The following is a 23,871-nucleotide window of genomic DNA, read 5'->3' on the forward strand; positions in this document are numbered from 1 at the left end:
ACTCTTTACCCCTTTTCCGCATGCAGGAGCGCATCGGTCAGCCCCGAGTTGCGAACACTCTTTTGCCTGACGGCTGAAGTAAAGAGCTCTTCATCTCCCCAGATCTCTACACCGGATCGTGCCCTTGTTATTGCGGTATAGAGCAGCTCTCTGGTAAGAATATCGGAGAGTGCCGGAGGGAGAATCAACAGAACCCTCTCAAACTCCGAGCCCTGGCTCTTGTGAACGGTCATGGCAAATGCGGTCTCATGCTCCGGAACTCTTACGGGTGCCAGCTTTCGTATTCCCCCCTCAGCCGCGGGGAAAAATGCACGCAGCTCACCCTGACTCTCCGGATCGGGAAAAAGAATTCCGGTATCTCCATTGAACAGCTGAAGTCTGTGATCATTAGCTGTAACCAGAAGAGGCCTGCACCGGTAGTCCGGTCCGGAAGCGGAAATCAGATTCGCACGGCGAAGAATCTTCTCAATCTCCCCATTGAGGCCGCTTACACCAAACGGACCGTCGCGAAGTGCACATACTATCCTGAAACGTTCGAACCGCTCAAGCGCCTCTGCGGGTGTCGTTGCTTCACTATAGCTTCGATATCCATCAACAACCTTTTCGGGCAGCAATCTGTTCAGCTCTTCAGGGGAGGTGAGCTGTTGCCATGAGAGCGTACCCGGTGGACTGCTTTTCAAGAGATGCATGGCATCCTCCCCTCTGCCGGCATTGATCAGGCGGCTCAGCTCTCCAATGCCGCTCTTCTCGCTGAAGCGGAAATTTTTTTCCAGCATCACCATTGACCGGCCAAGCGGTGAGGCAGTGCTCATCTCTCCGGCAGTGCAGATATCACCGAGCACCGCCCCTGCCTCAACCGAAGCGAGCTGGTCCCTGTCGCCAAGCAGGATGAGGCGGGCTCCGGGCCTGAGTGCGTGGAGAAGAGCATGCATCAGAGGCAATGCAATCATGGAGGCCTCATCAACGATGACAAGATCATAAGGGAGCCGGTTTGAGGCACCATAACGGAAACGGTGCGATCGGAAAGCTGTTCCGAGGAGACGGTGAATGGTAACAACACTCTCGGGGATGGCACTCCTAACACTCTCGGAACAGTCAAGATCACGACGGATATCACTCACCGAAGCCCTGAGTCTTGCTGCGGCCTTGCCTGTAGGAGCAGCCATGGCAATGCGCAGATTCAACCCGCCCTCCTGCATAAGCAGCAAGGCAAGAATCCTGACCACGGTCGATGTCTTGCCGGTGCCCGGTCCCCCGGTAATAATGCAGAGCTGCCGACGAAGGGCAATCGCTGCGGCTGCTTTTTGCCGGTTATCCGCACCGGGCACGGTGTCAGTGAAGAGTCGCTCAAGTGCTTCTGCGAGAAGCTCCTCATCCACACACCCTGCCGTGCCTTCCGCTTTTTCAAGAAGTGCAACGGCAAGATCATGCTCATATCGCCAATAACGATAGAGATAGAACCGGCTTTTTGTGTCAAGAATGAGCGGACGGAACTGCCCCGGAACTCCTGTTGTAGCGGTGCTCATCAAGAGTTCTCTCAACGCGGAAAGAGCGGGAAGATCAAAGCTTTTCCCCTCAACCGTGAGGCTCTCTCCGGCAAGATCTTCAAGATTGAGGCATATATGGCCGTTTCCGGGAGCATTGCTTGCCATGGAAATCAGCAGGGCAAACAACTCATCATCGTTTCCGGCAATACCAGAGATAAACCGGGCAAATTGGCGGTCAATCAACCGTTCATGAAACTCTCTGTTCACCCTTCATCCTCCCCGTCTTCAATAAGAATATCCGTCAATGCCTCAATCAGCCCGGCGGAGGGCAGATCGCGGAAAAACCCGGCTGACTCCCCCTCTTGCGGGCTGACCCCGCGTAAAAAGATGTAGATTACCCCTCCGAAATGTGAAGCGTAGGTGTAGCCTGCCACCCGAAGAGCAAGATAACGGTTCAGCGCTACGATGTAGAGCAGATACTGGAGCGGATAGAGATTCTCCTGCATGGCTCTTTTCAGGGAGTCACTGCGGTACTCTTCAACACTATTGCCAAGATGGTTCGATTTCCAGTCAAGCAGATAGTATCGGCCCTCATGCTCGAACACCATATCGATGAACCCCATAAGCATCCCCTTGACCTCCCTGAAATCGAGCACTCCGGCAAGGGCGACAAGATCAACACCTTCTGAAGAGAGGCCATAACGCTTCAGCACTTCACCGAGCGCTTTGGCGTTCACCTGCCTGAGCGGAAAGAAAAACTCCAGCTCCGTTACCCAGCTTCGGGGCTTGAGAGCGCCAAGCGTGAAAAAGCCGGTTCCCGAAGAGAGCGGAGTGTTGAGGACATCAGTGATCATCCGTAAAAGAACAGGGAGCCACTCCCCTGCAAACCCGTGCCGGGCAAGACTCTGTTCGGAAAGGAGCGCTACCGACTCCCCGGAGGGGGAGGCAAAATCAAGCTTTTCAAATATTGAGTGCATCATGATCCCCGCTCCCGCCCCGCGTGGAAACGAAAAAATGCTCCGCTCTCCACTCTTCAGTGGTGCGGCCTGCACCATCGCCCCCTCCCGGTCATCCCGGTCAGGAAGTTCAGTCGCTTTCGGTTCATGACGGCTGAAGGAGGTGAAACTCGAAACCCGCCATACACGTTCGATCTGACCCCTGAAGGAGTGTACCTCAGGAGTATAAATCTCCTCTCCGAAAGAAGCGGGAAGGTGCTCCATGGGCAGAGCTTCAGCCGCTTCAATCGTGCGAACCCCTATCGAACCCCCGGAGGCATCTGCAAGCTCTGTGAGCTGCACGGCCATCTCACCGGCACCGAGAGCGCGTATCGATTCGGTTACCGCCCTCACAAGCCCGGGCGAGCGTTTTGCCTCTGCTGAGGCGTGAAACAGATAGGTTAAGGGTGAGAGGAGTGTGCTCTCTTTTTTCCGTCCGTCAACAACTCTGGCACTGAAAAGATAGCATCGGTACTTGGCCCTGGTCAGTGCAACATAGAGAAGCCTGAGGTTTTCAGCCAGTGTCTCTTTTTCGGCAGCACTCCGGTTTTCAGCAATGGTGTCTGAACCGAAATCCTTTACCAGCTTTCCCTTTTCATCATGAAACTGCACAACATCCTTTCCGGCATTGATCCCGCCGAAGAGGAATGGCGCAAACACAACCGGATACTCAAGTCCCTTGCTCACATGAACGGTGACAATTCTGACTGCCGCCTCATCGCTTTCAAGTCGAATCTGGTACTCGTCGGCACTCTCCCCTGCGGCAATCCGTTCACTGAACCATGATGCAAGTGCTTCAACACCAAGCCGCCGCGCCTCTGCCTCCCGATGAAGCAGCTCAAAGCAGTGCAGCACGTTGGTCAACCGGCGTTCACCGTCGGAAAAGCGTAAAAGACGGGCGCGAACCGCTTCATTACTCATGAACTCACTGGCCATTGCCATGAAACCCCGTTCAAGCCAGATTCGATGGTAACGGTGAAAGCGCTCCAGACAGGGAATCCAGAGGGTCTCATCACGATTCAGGCGGTCAATATCGTTACCCGACAGACCGAGGATATCGGTCACCAGAGCCGTCCGCACGAGGGTTTCTGCACCGGGATCGGAGAGTGCTGCGAGCAGAATTCGAACCTCCTCGGCCTCGCTTGAAACAAAGATGCTCTCATCACTCCGCATTACTCCGGAGATTCCCCTTGAGCGCAGTGTTGATTGCACCATGCGAGCCTGACGGTGCGTACGGACAATAACGGCTATGTCACCGGCATTCAGGAAGCAATCCGGAGGAAAGGAGCTTCCGTTGAAACCGTTACAGAGCAGTTGCTCAATTTCAGATGCGCAGGCCTCGGCGGCAAAACGCTCCGCACTGCCGGTCGTAAAGGTGCCACTCTCATTTCCGGGCTCCATCAGGCAGATCTGCATCGGCCGCTCCCCTGCTCCAGCCTGGTGCTCAACAGATCCGGCCGCCTCCCGGCTCTCTCCGGGAGTGAGCGGATGATAGACAATACCCTCAAAAAGAAAAGGGAGGCGCTGCTGATCAAAAATGGTATTGAAGGCATCAAGCAGTGAGGAATCGGAACGCCAGTTTGAGGTCAGGGTAAAACGCCGCTTCTCCTCTACCTCTTCGGCGGCCCTCAGGTAGGCAAAAATATCTGCCCCCCTAAAGCTGTAGATCGCCTGTTTGGGATCGCCAATCAGAAAGAGCGGCGCACCGGAGCCACCGTAGATCTTTCTGAAAATCTCATACTGAACCGGATCGGTATCCTGAAACTCGTCAATCAGGGCGGCCCTGTATTGTGTGCGGAGTGCTGAGGCCAGCTCTTCGCTGTCGAGCGCATGATAAAGGTCAGCGAGCAGATCATCGAAAAAACGAACATTTTTAGCCTTCTTTCGAAGCGGCATATTCTCGTGATAAAAGGCTATAAGCTCGAACTTCAGGGCAACAAAGCGCTCGAAAACCAGCGCGTTCAAGGCTTCGCATAGCTGAAAAAGAGGGTGCTGAGGCGCACTGCCTTTGGGTTTGGTGCCTCCCGCAAGACCGCTCTCTGTGAACTTACCGAAACCGGTGAAGAGGTCATAGGGATTTGCCGCACGTACAAAGCGGTCCATCGAGTCAAAAAGATCCGGCAGCAGATCCGTCCGATAGTGCTCTCTTGAGCGGCTGAGTCCCTTGTCGGTCTGAAGCAGAAACTGCACACTCATACCCTCATCCCGCCAGAGATCTGAAATCTCATTGAAGCGCTGCATGCATCTTTGTTCGATGGACAGAATCTCCATCGGAGTGAATTGCGGAACAATCTCACCGCCTCCTGAGGAGTGCACCCCTTTGAGAAGTTTCATGAAACTCTCGGGAGAGCTCTTCTGCTGCAGGACAAAACCGAGAAGATCCGGAGTGTCAGAAAAAAAATGGTGCCGCCAGAAGTCATCGACAATCTCCCGCAACAGTTCACTCTCATCAGTTACAAGCTCGGTGTCGTAGAGTGAACCGCTTTCAAAGGCATTCTCCTGAAGGGCTCGGAGGGAGAAGCCGTGAATGGTAAATATCGCGGCCGTATCGAAAGCGGCAAGAGCCTGGTCGAGCACTCCCTTCTCCCTTCCGGTGCCGGCCTCCCGGGCTCTTTTTGAGAGCTCGGTCAGAAAGGGATCACCGGTGCCGGCTCCCTCCAGAACATCCAGCGCCTCGCGTATCCGGCTTCGGATCCTTGAGCGAAGCTCCTGCGTAGCGGCTTCGGTATAGGTCACCACAAGGATCTGCTCCGCCTTCAGCCCGGACTCCAGAAGAAGGCGAAGATAGAGCGATGCGATGGCATAGGTCTTTCCTGTACCGGCACTGGCTTCGATAAGATTCATTCCGGCAAGTTCAACACTGCCGAGTTCAAGCTGTTTCATACTCATGCCTTTTCTCCGCACTCCAGCATGGGAAGAAGCAGCTCATCGGCGATGGTTCTGAAACGATCAGTGAACGGGGGCTCGGAACCGAAGCATCGCTGAATTGCCGGATCGGCACCCTCACCGCTTGACAGGTAACCCGCACTCCATGCCGTGTCAGCCGCTTCAAGCCGGATGGCAACATCCTCTCCATATTTTCCGGCCCATGCAAGCGATGCCCCCGGAAAAAAGGGCAGCGGCTCTCTCTGACCTTCCCAGAAGTAGTCGAGCACTCGCTGAAGAAGCAACGGGGCATCCTGAACCGATCGGTATCGTTTTGCCTTATCCTGCATCACCAGCACACTCTCATGCGGGTAACCCTCCGGCGCAACGGCATTGAGCACCAGATGTTCAATCCAGCTCCGTATCTGATCTCTCGGCTTCATGGATGCACAGCGCACCTGCATCCGGCAGGAGGCGGAAAGCCGCTCAAGAGAACCGGTGAGCCGGAAAGTACCAAGATGAAGCTCTGCATTGAGCGGGGGAAGAGGAGCTCCTCCTCCGGTTTTCTGTCGCACCACTCCGCCAAAAGCCTTTACCTCATCAACCATCTTCCGGAACACCATCTCGCCGTGCCGGGCAGGAGGAAGGAGACCCCTGGCGCGAAAAATCGGCAGCAGACGTTCGGGATTGCCTGCCTGTAGCTCCTCATCGAGCAGCTCCTGCTTCATATAATAACCGTCAAGCCCGCCGACAGAGAAGGGTTCCCGCTCTTCCAGCGGCTTTATTGACCCTCCGAATCGTATCCCGAGGCGTTCGGAGAGAAAAAACGCCGCCGGGTTATCATAAAAACGGATCAACCGGTCAAGGGAAACGGTTTTATGCTCTTCGGAGAGCTCCTCTATCGGCTCATCAAGAAAGGAAACGGAGCTACTGTCTGCTGAAGCAAAACCCGCAAGCGCCTGAAAGTTCTCCCGTGAATAACTGAAAAGAGGTGACCCTTTGGTAAAATATGCCAAATTGAAGGCCTGGAGGCGATGGCGGACAACAAGGTGCTTTTCAGCACGCTCATTGCCGGAAAAGAGAAACCCCCTCTCTATGGCGTCGAGCAGTTCGCTTATGAGCACAGAGGGGGGAATTTCACTGTTATCCCGAACACTCTGACCCACATAGCTCAGGTAAAGCCGATCACGGGCTGAAAGGATGGTTTCAAGAAAAAGGTATCGGTCCTCGCTCCGTTTCGAGCGATCCCCCCGGCGGGGCTCCCTGGCGATAAGATCGAAGCCCGGAGAGCGATCCTGACGTGGAAATGCCCCGTCATTCATGCCCAGCATGGCAATAACCCTGAAAGGAATGCTCCGCATCGGCAGCATTGAGCAGAAGGTTATTGCGCCGGTCATAAACCCCAGACCGTGCTCCTCCTGTTCAAGATTCATCCGCAGCCACGAAAGCATCACCGCAGGCTGAACCTCCCCTGTAAAACGGGATTTCGGGCCAAAGTCGCTGATTGTGTTCACCACACCATGAATGGCCGCAAGTTCTCTTTCGGACTCATCATCGGCCATGATAAACTCATTGAGCATGGCAAGAAAGAACTCCTGCCACTCTTCAAGAGTACGCGCACTCCTGATCCGGATTGCAAGCCTTTCAATGGAATCGATAAAACCGGCAAGGATTCCGAGCAGTTCAATAACCCCTCCCTCCATATCTTCACAGGGAAGAATTCCAGCAAACAGCTCGCCGCTTTCCGGCATGGCGCAGCCCAGAAGGAGACGGTCAAGACCGGCCCGCCACGAGTTCTCCCGGTATGCGGGAAGATCCCTTGCCTCCCGGTCCGATTCGTTGATACCCCACCTGATGTTTGTTTCCTCAATCCACTCCCGTATGGTTTCCAGGCCGCTCTCTTCAAGGTTGAATCTTCGGCTCACCGGTGGAGTGGAGAGCAGGTCAAAGAGCTGCGGCGCCGTCATGCGGCTCCCCTCGATATCGAGCAGTTTGAGCATCGATGAAGCAATCTCACCCTCATTGAGAAACTTGCGATCGGCGATGGTGTATGGCAGAGCCGGAACCCCCTCTCCGCTCCGGCCAAATACCGTTGAAATATATGAAGAGTAGGCTTCAACATCCGTCAGCATCACAAGGATATCTCTGGGTTTGAGACCGGGCAGTTCGTCAAGCATGAACAGCAGGTTATCATGCAAAACCTCAATCTCTCTGAGCGGGCTGTGACAGGAGTGAATCTGCACGGAGCGATCCACTGCATCAACCTTACGCCGTACGCCATCCGACCCCGCATCAGCGAGATTGAGCATATCTGACTGCACGAGATGGAGAAGCGAATCCTCTCCCGGATCAACATAGAGCTCCTCCTCTACGACGGCATCATCGTTCAGCTCAAGAACCATCCCGGAAAAATCGCGGCCAATGGTGCCAAGTGAAGCAAGCAGCGGATTGCCTTCGGTATGCAAAGCCTTTTCGGCAGCAGGCATCCCGGCAACCCTTCTTCTGGAGACAATATCACCCCAGTACTCCTTTGTCGGGCTCAGGATAAAAAGATTGACGTCAACGATTTCCGAAACCGCAGAGAGCATCTCCAGATAAAATCCGGGAAGAGAGGAGATACCGAAAAGAGCGATCCGTTCAGGAAACCGGGCAACGTGACCCTGGCGGCTTCTGATCGTTCTGCAGAACTCATCCTTCAGGCTCCCCCGGTGTTTTCCGGAAGCCTCATCCACCAGCTTACGCCACAGTACCGCCTGCCACTCCCCGGCCCCGGAATCCTCCATCACCTCCCAGCCTGCAAGCAGGTCGGAGCGAAAAAGGGTGTACTGGTCAAAGGTATCGGCAATTTTACCGGCAAGCTGGAAGCATTTCAGACCGTTCCGGTCATCGGCAAGATAGTTTTGAAGCGGCCTGAATACCTCAAGCTCTGTCATCTCCCCGAGAAGGCGGATAATTTTCCAGGTCATCACCTCCTTTGAAAACGATGAACTGTCAGGTTGATCGAGCTGCATACACTCAAACAACCCGGTAACCATGGCATTTGGAAAGGGATAGTGACCATTGGCCCAGACTCCGAAACGACTGGCAAGCTCCATTGAAAGCCAGCGCTGCATACCCCTGCTCTGCAGAACGATCATCTCGCTCTGCAATGCAGAGGTCAACGGCTTGCTAAGCGTATCGCCAAGAGTAGCAACCAGAACTTCCATCCGGTTGCTTGTGTAGAGATTAAGTGGCATGGAGCAGGTTCAGGGGGTTTATCAGTTCAGAATGCACAATAACCACTCAAATTCATCTCTTCTTGACCTTCAGCATTAAACGGCAGTTACCGTAATACGATGGGTAAGGGAGGAGAAGCATGCAAAGCAAAATCTGCTCATTGCCCATCCATCTCACTCCGCTTGTATCAGCATAAAAAATAGATCACTTTGCACAAAATTGATGCTGAAAATATGGTCTGTATAACAATATTTATGGAAAAGGTATAAAATAATGGCAGGAGCGGCGTATTGGTTGCGTATAACGACAGCGTGAACTTTGAAAGTTTATATATATTTTGGTTTATTTTATAATAAGCGAGCACAATCACAGCATCAATGACGCTGCCGCTCCTGTCTCAAAACCGGTTTTGCAACAAACGAGCAGCGGATTTTGCTCAGGGAAAGAGGATCAGCCCGCTCCTGCACGTTCATAACAGAGGTACTGACACAATAGGTAATCGCCAATTTGACCTGATACATGCTTTTTCCTTAACCCTAAAAATATACACCCTATGTCTAAAGCCGAATTAATCGAGAAAATTGCCGCGCAGGCCAAACTGACCAAAGCAGATGCTGACCGGGCTCTCACGGCCTTTATCGGTATTGTAAAAGCCTCTTTGAAAAACGGTAACGATGTGCCACTTGCCGGTTTCGGCACTTTCGCAACTGTAGACAGGGCTGCTCGTCAGGGACGTAATCCCCAGACCGGCAAAACCATAACCATTGCCGCAAAAAAAGTGGTAAAGTTCAGACCCGGAAAATCGCTGAAGGATGAAGTTGGCGGTTAAGAGGAGCGTTTTGCAGTTTTTATAAAAAAGTCCATCATGCAACGAGGCATGATGGACTTTTTTTTTGCGGTGTTCAGCGCTCAGGAGGCAATGGAGATCTCTTTGACATACCTGGCCTGTAATCTCTGCTTGGAATCATCAAGCTCAAAATCCACTTCAGCATCCTGATTGAGAAACTTGAAGCGGTGTACGGAATCAATGGTGGAGTAGTGAACAAAAATATCCTCTCCCCCGTCAGGATTGACAATAAAGCCGTACCCTTTTTTGCCATCAAACCACTTTACGACACTTTTTGCCATAAGAGTACTATTTCAGATTGAATGAAGTCTATTGAACCAGCCCATACCCTCATGTATATCCCGCTTGCTCAACGAAGAGCGAACTGAAACAGGAGCGTTACAATCTGCTGCAGAAAAAGAGCGAGTGAGCATACCGGATAATCAGAGCGTCCGGATGCTCCTCATACCGCCCGCTGGTGCTTCAACTCGTTGTGCGTAACGTTGACCGATTAAAATTGACGATAAAAACAAAAGAAGTAAATACCGGTTATACGGCATATTGCATACCATATTCATTCAGTAGAGCATGGGCTATTGAGGATAAACCCCGACCGTCATCTACAACGAGTGCGGTCACGCTATAGGGAAAAATACCATTTACGCCATTATCGCGCAAGCTTTACGTACTCACACGCCAGTAAAAAGAGACGTACACCAAGCCTTTCGTTATGGAAAACCCGGTCAACAAATGGTGCGACTGAATTCCGACGTACTAACCGCCAGAGGGAACGTTTAGTGGCGGATTCTTGTAAATTATGGTAGAACAACGAAATATATGTTGAACTAATTTATTTGGATCAAACACGTTAAGAACGAGAAAATAATCTATATTGCCCTGCCTTTCATTCACCCTTTCCGCAGGTACGTTATTTTTTGGAAAGCTTGAGGGCTTTCAGAGAAATACTCAGTACAAGAGCTGAATTCACCACATTTACCTTTAAATCTTCACAGGAAACCCGGGTTCCTGAACAAAATGAACTACTCCAAAGAGTCAATTGCACTGCACCTCAAATCAAGAGGTAAAATCGAAATCCGATCAAAGGTCAGCCTTAAAACCAAAAACGATCTCTCTCTGGCCTACACTCCGGGAGTTGCTGCGGTCTGTACTGAAATCGGTCATGATAAAACCAAATCCTTCACCTTGACCAACCGGGCCAATCAGGTCGCGATAGTCTCTGACGGAACGGCTATACTGGGTCTGGGAAACCTCGGGCCTGAAGCAGCCATGCCGGTAATGGAAGGCAAATCCATAATCTTCAAGTCATTCGCAGATATTGATGCCATTCCCCTCTGCATAAACTCTACCGATGTCGACGATATCGTAAAATTCTGCAAGCTTATCGAGCCCAGTTTTGGAGGCATCAATCTGGAGGATATTTCCGCTCCGCGCTGTTTTGAGATACTTGAACGGCTTGAAAACGAACTCTCCATTCCTGTTTTTCATGACGACCAGGACGGAACAGCCATTGTCACCCTTGCGGCAATTATCAATGCCTGCCGTGTAACCGGCCGGAATCTGAATGAACTCCATATCGTCATCAATGGCGCCGGTGCTGCCGGTATTGCAATCGCAAGACTCCTGATCTATGCCGAAGTCAAGGATGTTGTGCTCGTTGATACCCAGGGCGCGATCTACGAAGGCCGGCCGGGAATGAATCCGATCAAACAGGCCATTGCCAGAGTCAGCAACAGGGCGAAGCATAAAGGTGATCTGCAGAGCACCATGACGGGTGCTGATGTTTTTGTCGGAGTATCAAAAGGAAACATCGTGACCGAGAGCATGGTGAAAGGGATGAAGAGTGAGCCGTTCATCTTTGCTATGGCAAATCCTACTCCTGAAATCATGCCTGATCTCGCATTCAGGGCCGGAGCATCCATTGTCGGCACCGGCCGATCCGACTTTCCGAATCAGGTCAATAACGCCCTGGTCTTTCCCGGACTCTTCAAAGGATTGCTGAAGACGGGTATCAAACAGGTCACACCGGAGATAAAAATGGCTGTAGCCTCCTCAATCGCCTACTCCATCAAGCCTACACACGACAAGCTTATGCCGACAGCTTTCAACAAAAAGGTTGTCGAAAATATTGTTGCCGTCATTTCTGAAATCTCGCTGAACAGCGTCATTGCTCCGGCGGCCTGAAAACAAACCGGAAAAGGTTCTGCTTGCAGACGGTCGTCACCTGTTCAGATGATCGTCTGCAGTGAACCGGTTATGCGCAACCTCGGAATATGTGGTGAGCATAACAATCATACATATAGTCGAAGTTACCATAACGAACAATTGAACAATTATTTACCATATGCAATTTCACTCTTTGGACATTATAGAGCCAATTTTAAAATCTCTTCAGGAAGAGGGGTATACAACCCCAACCCCGATACAGGCCGAAGCGATTCCGATTGTACTTCAGGGCAATGACCTTCTGGGCTGTGCCCAGACAGGCACAGGAAAAACAGCGGCGTTTGCCATTCCGATTCTTCAGCTGCTGAGCGCGAGCCATAGCAATGAGAAAAAACGGAAAATCAGAAGCCTTATTCTCACCCCGACCAGAGAGCTTGCCATCCAGATCGGTGAAAGCTTCAGGGCCTACGGTCGTCATACCGGACTGAACAATACGGTCATCTTCGGAGGGGTCAATCAGAACCCCCAGATTTCAGCCTTGAGAAATGGAGTCGACATTGTTATTGCCACACCGGGCCGACTGCTTGATCTCATGAATCAGGGATTTCTCAATTTGCGGGATGTTGAAATATTTGTGCTGGATGAAGCTGACCGCATGCTCGACATGGGTTTTATCCACGACATTAAAAAAGTACTGACCGTACTGCCAAAGAAGAAACAATCCCTCTTCTTTTCAGCCACACTGCCGCCTGAAATCGTCAAGCTTGCAGGTACCATACTGCATAACCCTTCCGAGGTCTCGGTAACCCCGATATCGTCAACAGTTGATATCATTCAGCAGCACATCTATTTTGTTGACAAGGGAAATAAAAACAGCCTCCTGGTCGATATCCTCAACAATCAGCGTATTAAAACTGCTCTGGTCTTTACCCGCACAAAACACGGTGCTGACAAGGTCGTTAAATTCCTTTCGCATCATAATATCCGTGCCGAGGCCATTCATGGTAACAAGGCACAGAATGCCCGCCAGCGAGCTCTGTCAAACTTCAAGAACCAGACTACCCGTGTTCTGGTGGCAACGGATATCGCCGCCCGCGGCATTGACGTTGATGAACTGGAGTATGTGATCAACTTTGAGATCTCAAATATTGCTGAAACCTACGTCCATCGCATCGGAAGGACAGGAAGAGCCGGAGCAAAAGGCACGGCGTACTCTTTTTGCGATGCCGAGGAGAAAGAGTACCTGCGGGATATTGAAAAACTTATCGGCAAAAAAATACCCGTTATTGACAATCACCCCTTCCCCCTGATGGATCATAATCCGGTCAAGGCACCGAAACAGAACGGGAGAGGAAATTCAGGCCACCCGGGTCCGAAACCTCCGGCCAAAACTGCGCCGAAACGCTGGTCATCCGGACCGGGACGCACCAGGTAACCGGGAAGAGTGGCGCGTTCCTCCTGAATAGAGCAGCAATCCCCGGCATCGGATTTTCTGAAATCCCATGCCGGGATATCTCTTCTCCCCCACCCCTCTCCTCTTTGTCCTATTGCCGGTCTGAGCGCAAGTGCATGGCCTTCAGGCACCATCTCCATAAATAAAGGAAAATAATCCACCAATTTGGTATTATTGAAAGAAGCGCTACGCTTCACCTCTTCAGGAGCCTGAACACCCGTTCATGAATAAAAAGAGAGTCCCTGCAGAGCCATCATCAGAACTCCGGCTTCTGGCTGAAAAACGCCTGCGGGACAAGCTGAGTATTGATCCTGATGCATTGACTTCACCCCAGGATATGCGCCGTATTATCCATGAGCTTTCGGTTCATCAGCTTGAACTTGAAATGCAGCAGGAAGAGCTTCGGCATTCAAGAGCCGAGCTTGAGAGCTCTCTTGATCGTTACACGTCGCTTTATGACTTCTCCCCTCTCGGCTATCTGACTATTTCCAATGAGGGCTCAAACGCCTCCGCAGGGTCACAACGTTCGTGTGGAGGCTGTGTACCTCAGCAAGAGTGATGAATGCCAGCTGATTCTCTCCGATATTACCGAACTTCATAAGCGGAGCCGTGCACTTCAGGCTATCAACAACTGCAATCAGGCTCTTCTGCATGCCCAATCCGAAGAGGAGCTCTTGCAGGAGATCTGCACCATTATCGTTGAAACCGGAGGGTACCGCATGACCTGGGTGGGTTATGCGCTGGATGACGAGGAAAAACGTATTCTGCCTGTAGCCAAAGCCGGTTACGATGCGGGTCATCTGGAGAAGCTCAAGGTCTCCTGGGCAGATATTGAACATGGACAGGGGCCCGGAGGGAGTGCAGTTCGCACCGGCAGGCCATTTACCACCCGGAACATGCAGGCCGACCCCCGTTTCGCTCCATGGCGCAGAGAGGCTCTGGCACGCGGATATATCTCATCACTGGGCCTTCCTCTGAAAACAGATGATCATGTATTCGGGGTGTTGAATATCTATTCTGACAAGACCGATGCCTTTAACGATGAAGAGACGGAGCTGCTCTCCTCCATGGCCGGCAATATGGCCTACGGAATCACGATGCAGCGAAACCGCAAGGAACATGAAGAGGCGGATCTCAAAATAAAGCAGAGTGAAGCCCGCTACAGAAGCCTCTTTCAGAACAAACATACCGTCATGCTGATTGTGGATCCGGATAACGGCAGTATTATTGATGCCAATCCGGCAGCCGTAACCTACTACGGCTGGACGCTTGAGGTGCTCTGCCGGATGAATATCAGTCAGATCAACATGCTGAGCGCTACCGAAATTCAGGCCGAAATGCAGCGAGCCAAAAAAGAGGAGCGTAACTATTTTATTTTCCGCCACTGTCGCGCTGACGGCTCTTTCCGTGATGTTGAGGTTGTAAGCGGCCCGATTACCATCCAGAGCAAGTCCCTGCTCTATTCGATCATCATTAACTTCACCGAGCGCAAACAATTCCAGGAGTCACTGATTGCCATCAATGAGCGGATGCATCTCATTATGTCGGCAACCAATGCCGGCACCTGGGAGAGTATGCTGGAAACCGGTACCAACATCTGGTCTGACGAATTATGGAAGCTCTTCGGACTCGAAGCGCACAGCGTTGAAGCTACCATTGAAAACTGGCTGCAGACCATCACTCCGGAAGACCGGGAAAAGACACAGAAGGAGTACTTCGACGCAATAGAGAACGGGAGTGAATTCAACAGCATCTGGCGTACACGTCAGGTTGACGGCTCCTTTCGCTGGCTGATGTCAAGGGGAACGCCATACAGGAATGCCAGGGGAAAGGTGTTCCGTTTTGCTGGTATTGTGATTGATATTACCGGGAGGAAAAAGGAAGAGGAAGAGAAAAACATGCTTGAGGCACGACTCCGCAAGTCCCAGCTCCTTGAAACCATAGGAACACTTGCCGGAGGCATTGCCCATGATTTCAACAACCTGCTCACCCCGATCCTCGGGTATACAGAAATGGGGGTAATGAGCCTGTCGAGTGAGGAGCCGATGCACGAATATTTCAATGAGACCATGCTGGCGGCCGAACGGGCACGGCATCTGGTATCGCAAATCCTGACCTTCAGCAAGTCTCACGAGAGCATTACAGCAATCGTAAGCGTTCAGGCCGTTATAGAGGAGGCCCTGAAACTTCTCCGGCCATCAATCGGGTCGGTATCACCAGGACACTGAATAAACCGGTTCAGATGGTGCAGATAGCATCAGCAATACATGAAGTGCTGCCGGTCACGCAAGGATCCGGTTCCCTGAAAAAGGGGCTCTATCTCGAAAAATGACGAAACGGGAAGTATCGAGCCCTCACGCTTCCAAAACGCCCGAACAGCAGGGAGAAGAGATAAAATCCCCCGAGTATCAGAATTATGGAGGGTCCGGAAGGGAGATTACAGCTGAAAGCAAGGATAAGGCCGAGCAGTGATCCGCTGACCGCCAGGACAACAGCGAGAGCAAGCATGCTTCGCAGATGTTGTGTCCAGAACTGCGAAGCAATAGCCGGAACAAGCATCAGCCCTGCCGACATCAGCGTCCCCATTGCCCGATAGTTTGCGACCATATTCAGTACGGTAAGGGTAATAAAAACCGCATGCACCACGCCTCCGTTTCCCCGTACGGTACGCAGAAATACAGGATCAAATGACTCGACAACAAGCGTACGATAGATCAGCAGAAGCGCCAGAAGCGTCAATGCACTGATAACCGCCATAACGGAAAGGATCTGTTCATCCAGTAATCGGGCATCACCAAAAAGAATATCCTCCAGATCCTGAGCCGTCCCATGCAGCGAGATCATCAACACGCCCGAGGCCACGGCTATCAGATAGAGCGCTGCAAAAGAAGCATCTTCACGCAAGGCGGTAAAACGCGATACCACCCCGGCCAGCAGTGCAACCGTCAACCCCGCAGCCAAACCACCGATACTCATTGCCGGAATCGACATGCCGAAGAGAATAAAAGCTGCCGCAACACCGGGCAGAATGGCGTGCGCCATAATGTCACCGAGCAGACTCATGCGGCGAAGGACAAGAAATACACCCAGCGGGGCACTGCTGCATGAGACCAGAACCGCTCCAGTCAACGCCCGCTTCATTGCGGGATCCAGCAATAATTCACTATGCACTCCGCTCCTCCCCGTTGATTGCACAGCGTTCAAGTGACTCCTGCCAGCTCCCCCTTCGTTCAAGCGCGGCTTCAAGATTTTCCTGACTGAGCACATCGGCAGTACTACCCCAGGCAATAAGCTCTCTGGAGAGCAGCAGTGATTGAGGAAAATGGGCACGAACCAGATTGAGATCATGCATGACGCAGATGATCGTAACGCCATTTCGACACCACTGTTTCAGCTGCTGCATTAATTCAAGGGTTGTATGACCGTCTATTGCCGCAAAGGGCTCGTCAAGCAGAATCAGGCGTGCGCGCTGCACAATAATGCGGGCAAAAAGCACACGCTGCCACTGACCGGTGGAGAGCGAAACAACAGGTCGGGAGGCAAACGCCGCCATATCAACCTCGGCAAGAGCATCCAGAGCCTCTTTTCTGTGCAATTTACCCATAGGTGCAAAAGCGCCGGTTCTCGACCAGTTACCAAGCAGAACAACATCAATAACCGAAATCGGAAAGGTACGGTCAATTTCAAACTGCTGCGGCAGATAGGCAATTTCATCAGGCTTGATGCCGCCAAAATCAATACGGCCGGTCATCAAGGGAACAAAGCCGACAAGGGCTTTAAGCAGGGTGCTCTTCCCGCCTCCATTGGGCCCCGCAACAGCCGTTAATGAGGCATCAGCAAACGAACCGCTGAGATGATGTACAACCGGATGGCGGTCATACCCCGCGGTTACATTGTTTATTGTTATGCTCACTGGCATGCGGTATAACTCATGGTTCAAGGTAAAAGCAAACCTTCAGGGCTCTCCCTGAACGGTATTGTCATAAACAGGCACCGGAGCGATTGGTAAAAAGGTAAAGTGATGGTAATTTAACAGCACGACACTCTTTCATTTCAAGCATAACACAGACTCAATTTTCATCAAAGGGAACCAATGAAGAAAAACATAGGGAAATATGATAAAGGCATCCGCATAATCATTGGCGTGTCGATTATGTTTATCGGCATCATAAACCAGTCATGGTGGGGAGCGATCGGCCTCATACCTGTTCTGACTGCACTTGCCGGATTTTGCCCCATCTATACGCTTCTGAAAATTTCCTCCTGCAACTCCTGTACGGTCAATGAAAAACCGGTAAAAACAGGCACACCCAAACCCTGACAAGCATAGCCACACTGCCTGACCCCTCTTTTTCATCGATCATAACGCACTCGATTCAGCAGTTACAGCCGGTTATTGGAACCCAGCTGTAACTGCTTCTTTTATCATGCTCCCAACCATACCCCCGAGAAAGCATGGCAGACACGAGCGCGCTCTGACGCCCCGCACACTTCTTCATCTGAATATAGAACACTAAATGTTCATAAGTCGCTGAATATCAAGCAGTTGCTCGTCAATTCGGTGGCAAAGCTTTACTGCGGTTTTAAAGGGTACCTGTACAATTTTATCCCTGGCAAGTCCGATCATGATATTTTTCTCTCCGGCAAGCAGGGCCTCAATAGCCGCAACACCCATTCTTGTCGCATTGATCCGGTCATCAGCTGTAGGGTTTCCTCCCCGCTGTATATGGCCGAGAATGGAAACCCGAACTTCCAGCTCCGGATGATCCCGGCGCACACGTTCGGCAATTTTCATGGCGCCACCGGTTTCATCACCCTCTGCAACAATGACAATTCCGCTGCTCTCCTTGTTTTTATAGCCGTGTTTCAGAAAATTATGCAGCTCTCCCCCCTCCGCACTCGACTCGGGAATCAGTATCACCTCTGCCCCGCAGGCAATTCCGCTGTGCAGAGCAAGCTGACCGGCCTCCCGACCCATCACCTCCACAAAAAATATCCGGCCATGCGAGCGCGCTGTATCCCTTATTTTATCGACCGCCTCCACAACGGTGTTCAATGCCGTCTCAAAGCCGATGGTGTAATCGGTACCATACATATCATTGTCTATGGTGGCCGGAATACCGACAAACGAAACCGGATACTCCTGTGACATCTCCTGAGCCCCTCTGAATGAGCCGTCGCCGCCGATGACCACAACGGCATCAATAGCAGCATTTTTCAGCTGCTCATAGGCCCTGCTGCGGCCTTCCGGAGTTCTGAAGGCATTACTCCGGGCCGTTCGAAGCATGGTTCCGCCCAGATGAATAATACCGCTCACATCCGAGGCATAAAGAGGCAGAAAATCCCCTTCAATCATCCCCTGATACCCCCGGCGGATGCCGATCACCTCAAGATTGGCGGCTATGGCGGCTCGCGTTACCGCCCGAATGGCAGCATTCATACCCGGAGCATCACCACCGGAGGTAAAGAGTGCAATCCTGCTGAGTGCCGATCGGTTCATCTTTTCTGCTGTTTTCATCGTTTCTTCGCTTGAGATCTGTTGTGAGTACCGCCGCTCATGATAGGGTGCGGCTCGGCGTTGTCAAGCCGCCTGGCGGATCCTTATTTTCTGGCGCCTGCCGATCGTTGTGCTGCCGATAGTTTCCCGCCATAATGACCGAGCAGCACCACCACCGGCAGCATGGATACGAGCAGTGCAATATAGAGCCAGTGCAGCATACCCTCCTGATGCATCACCCCGGGCACGCCCAGACGGATAGAAACTGTCGTAGTACAGAGTATAAACAGCAGAATGGAGAGGCGGATTTTTTTTATAAATATGGGCGCTTTTGCCGCCTTGTACTTCGTTTTCCAGTCATAAATGCCGGAAACAAAGGAGACCGGAATGGCCATCAGCACGATAACAAGCAGGTGACTGACGGTATGCTCAAAATACACATCGCCTGAAGAGAGTGAGAGCAGAAGAAATAGCACGGCAACGGGAATCAGACCGTTGCTGAAATGGGCAGCAATGGCATGCGGGAAGAGGGTCTTTTTCATCTCCTTGAGAAAGGCTTTGAGCATAGAGGCATTCGTTTGAAATGAAAAGAGCCGCCGGCGGCAAAAAAAACGTGTTGACCATCCTCAGAACATGGAGTGCTCACCGAGCTCCTGGCCTGCAAGCCCCTCCTGAAGTACCCGCTTGTAAAAATCGCGCAGGGTATCGCTGCCGTAGGAAGGGGTGATCTCTGCATCGTACTTGCCGGTAACCGGGTTCAGCACCAGCATGGACTCCGAACAGTAGTATTTGCCGATACGGGCAAACTCGGCCTTGTCCTCAAGTTTCGGAAAAATCCTGGCAAGCAGGGTCAAGACAGGAATGATAACATCAAACATCTGTATCGGCATGTTTTTGAACTTAGGCGGAAGACCGAGAAGTTCAAACAGCAGTTCGCCCTGCTCCCTGGCAGTAATAGCCCTGCCCGGTCCGCCGATGGGGAGAATCCTGTTTTGCTTTGAGGGATCATCAAGGCAATCGGCAATAAAACGGGCCAGATCCCGCTCGCTGATCGGCTTGCAGGCGGTCAATGCGCCGTTGCCGAACACAACATAGGGTTTTCCTTTTTTTACCGCTTCAACCTGACCGGCAATGGATTTGAAAAAAGCGGTCGGTCGCACAATCGACCAGGTAAGCCCGGACTCCTGAAGCTCCTTCTCGAACTTCAGCTTGGCTCTCTGGAACTCGAGCAGCGGCTTCTGGACACAGATCGCCGAGAGCAGCACAAAGTGCCCTGCTCCGGCCTCTTTGGCTGCATCAAGCGCATTGCGGGTTGCCTGATAATCGATATTCCATGAATCCTTCACTCCCCCGTTGCGAGAGGTCAGGCATGAGACCACAACATCAAAATGCTCGCCCCGGATACCGCTCTGCAAGAGTGAGTCAAGGCTGCTCACATCACCGAACCGTACTTCGGAGCCCTTGAGCTGCACGCGAAGCTCATCCGCTTTGGTCATGGCTCCGACCCCCGAGCGCTCCCGGGCAAAACTCACCACCTCATAGCCTCTCGATACCAGTTCACGGACAACAAATTTGCCGATATAACCGGTGGCACCGACAACAAACAACCGTTTTGGAGTTACTGCCTGAGAGTGGGATGAAGTATTCACGTACAGGAGATGGTTTTTAAATTCATTGCAGGAAACTTCCCTGCAAGCGAGATGCAATAGCTGAAAATACAGCTTATTATCCGCTCTTCAAACCCCCACGGCTCCGTTAATGCCCACTCATTCCGCTCTCCCGGCAACAGAGCCCGATGAGCTCACTCCGGATTCTCCGAACGAGAACAGGGAAGAGGGTGCAATCAATAGAGGGTAAAGAGTGTTTGAGTTCATGCAAACCGGATTCTGGTGCGGCATTGCCGTCAAATGAACACCCGGAACAGTGAAAGCATGCGCACAACTCGTTTAATGTGAACAACCGGGGAGATGAAAAAAGCACTCCTGATCACCACCCTTCTCCTGGGACTCCTTGCTTCGGGACTCTACTATCTTTTGAGAAAGAATAGTGTTGTGCCCCCCGCTGCGATCAATGAAAAAATCATCATCGATATTCCGCAATCCACCTTCAATATTCCGATCATTATTGAGGTTAAGAGCCTTGCCGACTACCTGAACCAAAAAATCACAGGAAAATTCCTTGAGACAACCCTTTTTCTTCAGGAGTCCGAAAAAGAGCAGATCCTGCTCACGCTCACCAAAGCCGGCAGCATAACCATCACCTCCACCGGCCGGGAACTGCTCTGCACCCTGCCATTGACCGTTGATGCCACCCTGCTCGACAGCCGGTTCGGCAAAACACTCTCCGGGCTCGTCTCCCCCTTTCACACCGGCATTATCCTCACGCTCTCAACGCCCATCGATCTCGACAGAAACTGGCGACTGAAAACGAAATTCACCATCAGGGAGCATCAATGGTTAAGCGAACCGGTCATCAAATTGGGACCATTCAAAAAAAACATCCGGAAGCAGCTTGATGATGCCATAAGCCTGAACAGCAACAGCCTGACATCAATGGTTGACCAGGAGATCAACAAGGCCGCCTCACTGCGAAAAACCGTTGCCCATGTTTGGCATGACCTGCAGAAGCCGATTCGCATCACCAGCTACCCGGCTCCGGTCTGGATACGGTTCAACTGCAACGATATCAGCGGCAACATCAAGCTGCAGAAGAGCGACATTGTCTGCTTTGCCAGCGTAAAGGCAAAAATGCTTCTTGTAACCGACACAACCGCACAGAGAGCTCACCTTCGTCTGCCGGATTACAGAGAGCTGGCTACCCGGGAGAAGCAGCCGGAATCGGATCTTTTCATCTATGCAAGCACCTCATTTGATGAAATCAATCAGCAGTTAAACAAAATACTGCACGGAACTGAAATCCTCTCAAAGGGATACCGCATCGCCATACTTGATATCCGAGCCTACACCTCGACGGAAGGATTAACGGTGGCGGTAGATACCGGAGGGGATCTTGATGGCCGTTTTTATCTGACCGGCCGTCCGGTTTTTGATATTCCGACACAGAGGCTGAAGGTGCAGAATTTTGACTTTACCGTCAACTCCGGCAGCCTGCTGGTAGAGAGAGGGGATGAGGTGCTGCACAATCTGTTGCGGGAACGTATTGCATCGAAGCTTAACCTTGGACTGGATACCCTGATTATGAAATTGCCCGCGCTCATCAACCATGCCATCGCAAAGGGAAAGACCGGGCGGACCATAGACCTCAGGGTTGAAAATCTGGCTATCAAACAGTGCGACATCCTGATGGGAAAGGAGATGATCCACTTTATCATCAACGCGGAAACCGAAACGACAATCAGGCTGAAAAAAATCAAGGCAGGCAGGCCAATAAGGATCCACTGAAAAGAGGCCTGGCGGCTTCACAATCCCGGAAATACCGGAGCTTCCCACTCATCGCACAGATCCCAGTCCCTACCCTTTATTTCGCCCGGCTGGGTTCCCCTCAGATAGAGTGTGCGGTTTGCAGGATCCTCTCCGAGCCACTCACAGGGCATCTGCAATCCCCCATGCAACCCTTCATAGACACAGAGATCCTTCCACTGCCGTACACCATCCTTTTCGGTGTAACACTCAAACCCCATCTTCCACCACGCTTTGAGCAGCGCATCCATCGCATCGGGGTTCATGGCACCATCACGAAACAGATGGTCATCAAACCAGACCCTGCCGCCGATCGCCCGCTTGTGATCGCTGAGGCATTGTTCCCACCCTCCGGGATACTTCTCTTCAATGATTGCAACAGGTACAATCAGATCGATAAACTCGGTCATGACAGCCATAACTGTAATCCTATACCTCTTCGCCGTTAATAAGCAGGATTACCGGCCGGTCATCACCCAGCAACTCCGTCACCTCCTGTGACCACTCACGGGAAGCAACTTCAAGTGCATCAATCACATAGTCCTCAAATTCATCAAGGAGTGTTTCTGCCCCGTTAAACTCTTCGGGTGAAGTAACCTGGATGAGAATACTCGGCTCGGCTTCCTTGCCCTCACCATAGGAGTCAAAGACGATGACCACGTCACCATCCTTTGAACCTGTCAACGGAAGCAGCTTCCCCTTTGCGATAATCTCCTGTCGTATGCGCTCCAGATCGGCTGCTACGGCGGCAAATCTTGGATCTTCATGAAGATGTATACGGTCACTCATTTGTTATGTTTTTACGTTAAAATCAATCATCAATATTTTGTAAAATAACCATTTACCGCCTAAAATCTATTGCAGGCGGAATATTGGATCAATCCTTCCCCCTTAAGTCAGCCCCCCTTCTCGCCTTGAGTCAGGACAACCTTGATCGATAAATATATATGTCGTAACTTTCTGATATATATGTCATAGACAAATCATCATTTATCCTCTTTTACCAAACATTAATGGAGGAATTATGAAAAAAGGATGGAAAATTCTCACCGGCATTGCCGCGGTGATTGTCCTTCTTCTTGCTGTAGTGATGTTTGCCACTTCGGGAATGAGGTCAACGGCCGATGACTTTTTCGGGTCCGTGAAACAGCAGGATATGACCAAGGCCCGGACCTATCTCTCCGAGGAGTTCAAGGCAAGTACCAATGAAGAGGCCCTGAAAGAGTTTCTGTCAAGAAGTGCCCTCCTGAACTTTAAGGAAGCTAAATGGGCCGAGAGCAGCATAAACGGCGGAAGGGGTGAACTCAACGGCACCATTACCACTGAAACAGGCGGCAACATCCCCATCAAGCTTATGTTCATCAAGGAGAATGATGAGTGGAAAATTTATGCCATGCAAAAACCGACCGCCGGTCTTCAGCCATCTGAATCTTCAGAAGCCTCTGCAGGAACCACACCGAAAAAATCGGCGACAACCGTTCCCGGCAAAGCTGAGCAGATAGCCCTCGCCAGACAGTCCATGCATGACTTTGCGCTCTCGATAAAGAGCAAAAACATGGGGCACTTCAGAAACACTATCTCAAACATGTGGCAGTCGCAGTTCACGACGGAAAAGCTGAACGAAGGCTATGCTCCGATAATCAAAGCCGATATCGACCTGACCGTGCTTGATCCCCTTGTGCCGATCCTTGACCAGGAGGCATCAATCAATCAGGACGGAGTTCTTATAATCAGAGGCCACTACCCGACAAAACCAAGTGTAGTCTCATTTGAATCCAAGTATATCTATGAAGGTGTTTCATGGAAGCTGATCGGATTTTTCCTCGATGTCAAATGATCCATCCTGCGATCTTCTGAAACACCCCATTTCCGCTCTCTTCAAGGCCGTCCGTTGCGTTAACGGACGGCCTTCCTTTTGTTGTTGATCAC

19 protein-coding genes are annotated in these 23,871 nt (G+C 51.5%); 8 read left to right on the forward strand and 11 right to left on the reverse strand.

The annotated features are described in order from the left end of the window. Positions 1-5: 5 nt before the first annotated feature. From recD to recC, 3 genes are read right to left on the reverse strand one after another with little or no spacing between them, the layout of a single operon-like run. Positions 6-1,754 (reverse strand): exodeoxyribonuclease V subunit alpha, encoded by a 1,749-nt coding sequence (gene recD, locus G9409_RS09965; protein ID WP_166808618.1) that lies wholly within the window; start codon positions 1,752-1,754, stop codon positions 6-8. Next, positions 1,751-5,371: an exodeoxyribonuclease V subunit beta gene (recB, locus tag G9409_RS09970; protein WP_166808619.1), complete on the reverse strand. Its 3,621-nt coding sequence runs from the start codon at positions 5,369-5,371 to the stop codon at positions 1,751-1,753. Before recB ends, recD begins: the two co-directional genes overlap by 4 nt. Beyond that, entirely contained in the window at positions 5,368-8,583 is a 3,216-nt protein-coding gene (recC, locus tag G9409_RS09975) for an exodeoxyribonuclease V subunit gamma (protein WP_166808620.1), read from the reverse strand. Before recC ends, recB begins: the two co-directional genes overlap by 4 nt. Positions 8,584-9,107: 524 nt before the next feature. On the opposite strand from recC, the gene G9409_RS09980 reads away from it, so the two are divergent. Further along, entirely contained in the window at positions 9,108-9,392 is a 285-nt protein-coding gene (locus G9409_RS09980; RefSeq protein WP_255372200.1) for an HU family DNA-binding protein, read from the forward strand. 80 nt (positions 9,393-9,472) lie between these two features. Here G9409_RS09980 and G9409_RS09985 read toward each other — a convergent pair whose 3' ends face one another. Beyond that, positions 9,473-9,691, reverse strand: coding sequence for a cold-shock protein (locus tag G9409_RS09985; protein WP_006366640.1), 219 nt, complete (start codon positions 9,689-9,691; stop codon positions 9,473-9,475). Positions 9,692-10,424: 733 nt separating this feature from the next. On the opposite strand from G9409_RS09985, the gene G9409_RS09990 reads away from it, so the two are divergent. The 4 genes from G9409_RS09990 to G9409_RS10005 all read left to right on the forward strand — a co-directional run bounded on the left by G9409_RS09990 (position 10,425) and on the right by G9409_RS10005 (position 15,254). Next, positions 10,425-11,591, forward strand: a complete 1,167-nt coding sequence (locus G9409_RS09990) for an NAD(P)-dependent malic enzyme (protein WP_166808621.1) — start codon at positions 10,425-10,427, stop codon at positions 11,589-11,591. A 160-nt stretch (positions 11,592-11,751) separates the two neighbouring features. Next, positions 11,752-13,008 carry a DEAD/DEAH box helicase gene (locus G9409_RS09995; RefSeq protein ID WP_166808622.1) on the forward strand — a complete coding sequence of 419 codons (1,257 nt, stop codon included), beginning with the start codon at positions 11,752-11,754 and terminating at the stop codon, positions 13,006-13,008. Positions 13,009-13,249: 241 nt separating this feature from the next. Further along, positions 13,250-13,585: a hypothetical protein gene (locus tag G9409_RS10000; RefSeq protein ID WP_166808623.1), complete on the forward strand. Its 336-nt coding sequence runs from the start codon at positions 13,250-13,252 to the stop codon at positions 13,583-13,585. Continuing rightward, positions 13,566-15,254, forward strand: coding sequence for a PAS domain S-box protein (locus G9409_RS10005; protein WP_166808624.1), 1,689 nt, complete (start codon positions 13,566-13,568; stop codon positions 15,252-15,254). The genes G9409_RS10000 and G9409_RS10005 overlap by 20 nt, the downstream gene beginning before the upstream one ends. An 88-nt stretch (positions 15,255-15,342) precedes the next feature. On the opposite strand, the gene G9409_RS10010 is transcribed toward G9409_RS10005, so the two are convergent. Beyond that, on the reverse strand, positions 15,343-16,197 hold the full coding sequence (locus tag G9409_RS10010; protein WP_328700139.1) for a metal ABC transporter permease: 855 nt from the start codon (positions 16,195-16,197) through the stop codon (positions 15,343-15,345). Continuing rightward, positions 16,190-16,945 (reverse strand): metal ABC transporter ATP-binding protein, encoded by a 756-nt coding sequence (locus G9409_RS10015; RefSeq protein ID WP_208019710.1) that lies wholly within the window; start codon positions 16,943-16,945, stop codon positions 16,190-16,192. Before G9409_RS10015 ends, G9409_RS10010 begins: the two co-directional genes overlap by 8 nt. Before the next feature lie 174 nt (positions 16,946-17,119). Between G9409_RS10015 and G9409_RS10020 the strand changes: the two genes are divergently transcribed. Next, complete coding sequence (locus tag G9409_RS10020; protein ID WP_166808625.1) at positions 17,120-17,347, forward strand: YgaP family membrane protein; 228 nt, start codon at positions 17,120-17,122, stop codon at positions 17,345-17,347. A gap of 192 nt (positions 17,348-17,539) precedes the next feature. Here G9409_RS10020 and pfkA read toward each other — a convergent pair whose 3' ends face one another. From pfkA to G9409_RS10035, 3 genes are all read right to left on the reverse strand, one after another. After that, on the reverse strand, positions 17,540-18,544 hold the full coding sequence (gene pfkA, locus G9409_RS10025) for a 6-phosphofructokinase (protein ID WP_166808626.1): 1,005 nt from the start codon (positions 18,542-18,544) through the stop codon (positions 17,540-17,542). Positions 18,545-18,627: 83 nt separating this feature from the next. Beyond that, entirely contained in the window at positions 18,628-19,089 is a 462-nt protein-coding gene (locus tag G9409_RS10030; protein ID WP_166808627.1) for a hypothetical protein, read from the reverse strand. A 60-nt stretch (positions 19,090-19,149) separates the two neighbouring features. Then, the gene (locus G9409_RS10035; protein ID WP_166808628.1) at positions 19,150-20,172 is read right to left on the reverse strand and encodes an NAD(P)-dependent oxidoreductase; all 1,023 of its coding nucleotides are present in this window, start codon (positions 20,170-20,172) and stop codon (positions 19,150-19,152) included. Between the two features lie 318 nt (positions 20,173-20,490). Here G9409_RS10035 and G9409_RS10040 point away from each other — a divergent pair, with 318 nt between their 5' ends. Then, positions 20,491-21,924: a DUF4403 family protein gene (locus G9409_RS10040; RefSeq protein WP_166808629.1), complete on the forward strand. Its 1,434-nt coding sequence runs from the start codon at positions 20,491-20,493 to the stop codon at positions 21,922-21,924. 17 nt (positions 21,925-21,941) lie between these two features. Here the strand turns inward: G9409_RS10040 and G9409_RS10045 are convergent, their stop codons facing one another. Together G9409_RS10045 and G9409_RS10050 are read right to left on the reverse strand one after the other, a co-directional pair. Further along, positions 21,942-22,361 (reverse strand): hypothetical protein, encoded by a 420-nt coding sequence (locus tag G9409_RS10045; RefSeq protein ID WP_166808630.1) that lies wholly within the window; start codon positions 22,359-22,361, stop codon positions 21,942-21,944. Between the two features lie 10 nt (positions 22,362-22,371). Continuing rightward, on the reverse strand, positions 22,372-22,731 hold the full coding sequence (locus G9409_RS10050; RefSeq protein WP_166808631.1) for a hypothetical protein: 360 nt from the start codon (positions 22,729-22,731) through the stop codon (positions 22,372-22,374). Between the two features lie 235 nt (positions 22,732-22,966). Between G9409_RS10050 and G9409_RS10055 the strand changes: the two genes are divergently transcribed. After that, positions 22,967-23,779, forward strand: coding sequence for a nuclear transport factor 2 family protein (locus G9409_RS10055; RefSeq protein ID WP_166808632.1), 813 nt, complete (start codon positions 22,967-22,969; stop codon positions 23,777-23,779). Positions 23,780-23,871: the final 92 nt, after the last annotated feature.

The sequence above is a fragment of the Candidatus Chlorobium masyuteum genome, from assembly GCF_011601315.1.
Lineage (GTDB): Bacteria > Bacteroidota > Chlorobiia > Chlorobiales > Chlorobiaceae > Chlorobium > Chlorobium masyuteum.

Bases quoted from the DNA above. Each gene is read 5' to 3' on its own strand.
- G9409_RS10030 (WP_166808627.1), bottom strand. From the start codon at position 19,089: ATGCTCAAAGCCTTTCTCAAGGAGATGAAAAAGACCCTCTTCCCGCAT.
- G9409_RS09990 (WP_166808621.1), top strand. From the start codon at position 10,425: ATGAACTACTCCAAAGAGTCAATTGCACTGCACCTCAAATCAAGAGGT.
- G9409_RS10055 (WP_166808632.1), top strand. From the start codon at position 22,967: ATGAAAAAAGGATGGAAAATTCTCACCGGCATTGCCGCGGTGATTGTC.
- G9409_RS10015 (WP_208019710.1), bottom strand. From the start codon at position 16,945: ATGCCAGTGAGCATAACAATAAACAATGTAACCGCGGGGTATGACCGC.
- G9409_RS10050 (WP_166808631.1), bottom strand. From the start codon at position 22,731: ATGAGTGACCGTATACATCTTCATGAAGATCCAAGATTTGCCGCCGTA.
- G9409_RS09985 (WP_006366640.1), bottom strand. From the start codon at position 9,691: ATGGCAAAAAGTGTCGTAAAGTGGTTTGATGGCAAAAAAGGGTACGGC.
- G9409_RS10000 (WP_166808623.1), top strand. From the start codon at position 13,250: ATGAATAAAAAGAGAGTCCCTGCAGAGCCATCATCAGAACTCCGGCTT.
- G9409_RS10020 (WP_166808625.1), top strand. From the start codon at position 17,120: ATGAAGAAAAACATAGGGAAATATGATAAAGGCATCCGCATAATCATT.
- recC (WP_166808620.1), bottom strand. From the start codon at position 8,583: ATGCCACTTAATCTCTACACAAGCAACCGGATGGAAGTTCTGGTTGCT.
- recB (WP_166808619.1), bottom strand. From the start codon at position 5,371: ATGAGTATGAAACAGCTTGAACTCGGCAGTGTTGAACTTGCCGGAATG.
- G9409_RS10045 (WP_166808630.1), bottom strand. From the start codon at position 22,361: ATGGCTGTCATGACCGAGTTTATCGATCTGATTGTACCTGTTGCAATC.
- G9409_RS09995 (WP_166808622.1), top strand. From the start codon at position 11,752: ATGCAATTTCACTCTTTGGACATTATAGAGCCAATTTTAAAATCTCTT.
- G9409_RS10040 (WP_166808629.1), top strand. From the start codon at position 20,491: ATGAAAAAAGCACTCCTGATCACCACCCTTCTCCTGGGACTCCTTGCT.
- pfkA (WP_166808626.1), bottom strand. From the start codon at position 18,544: ATGAAAACAGCAGAAAAGATGAACCGATCGGCACTCAGCAGGATTGCA.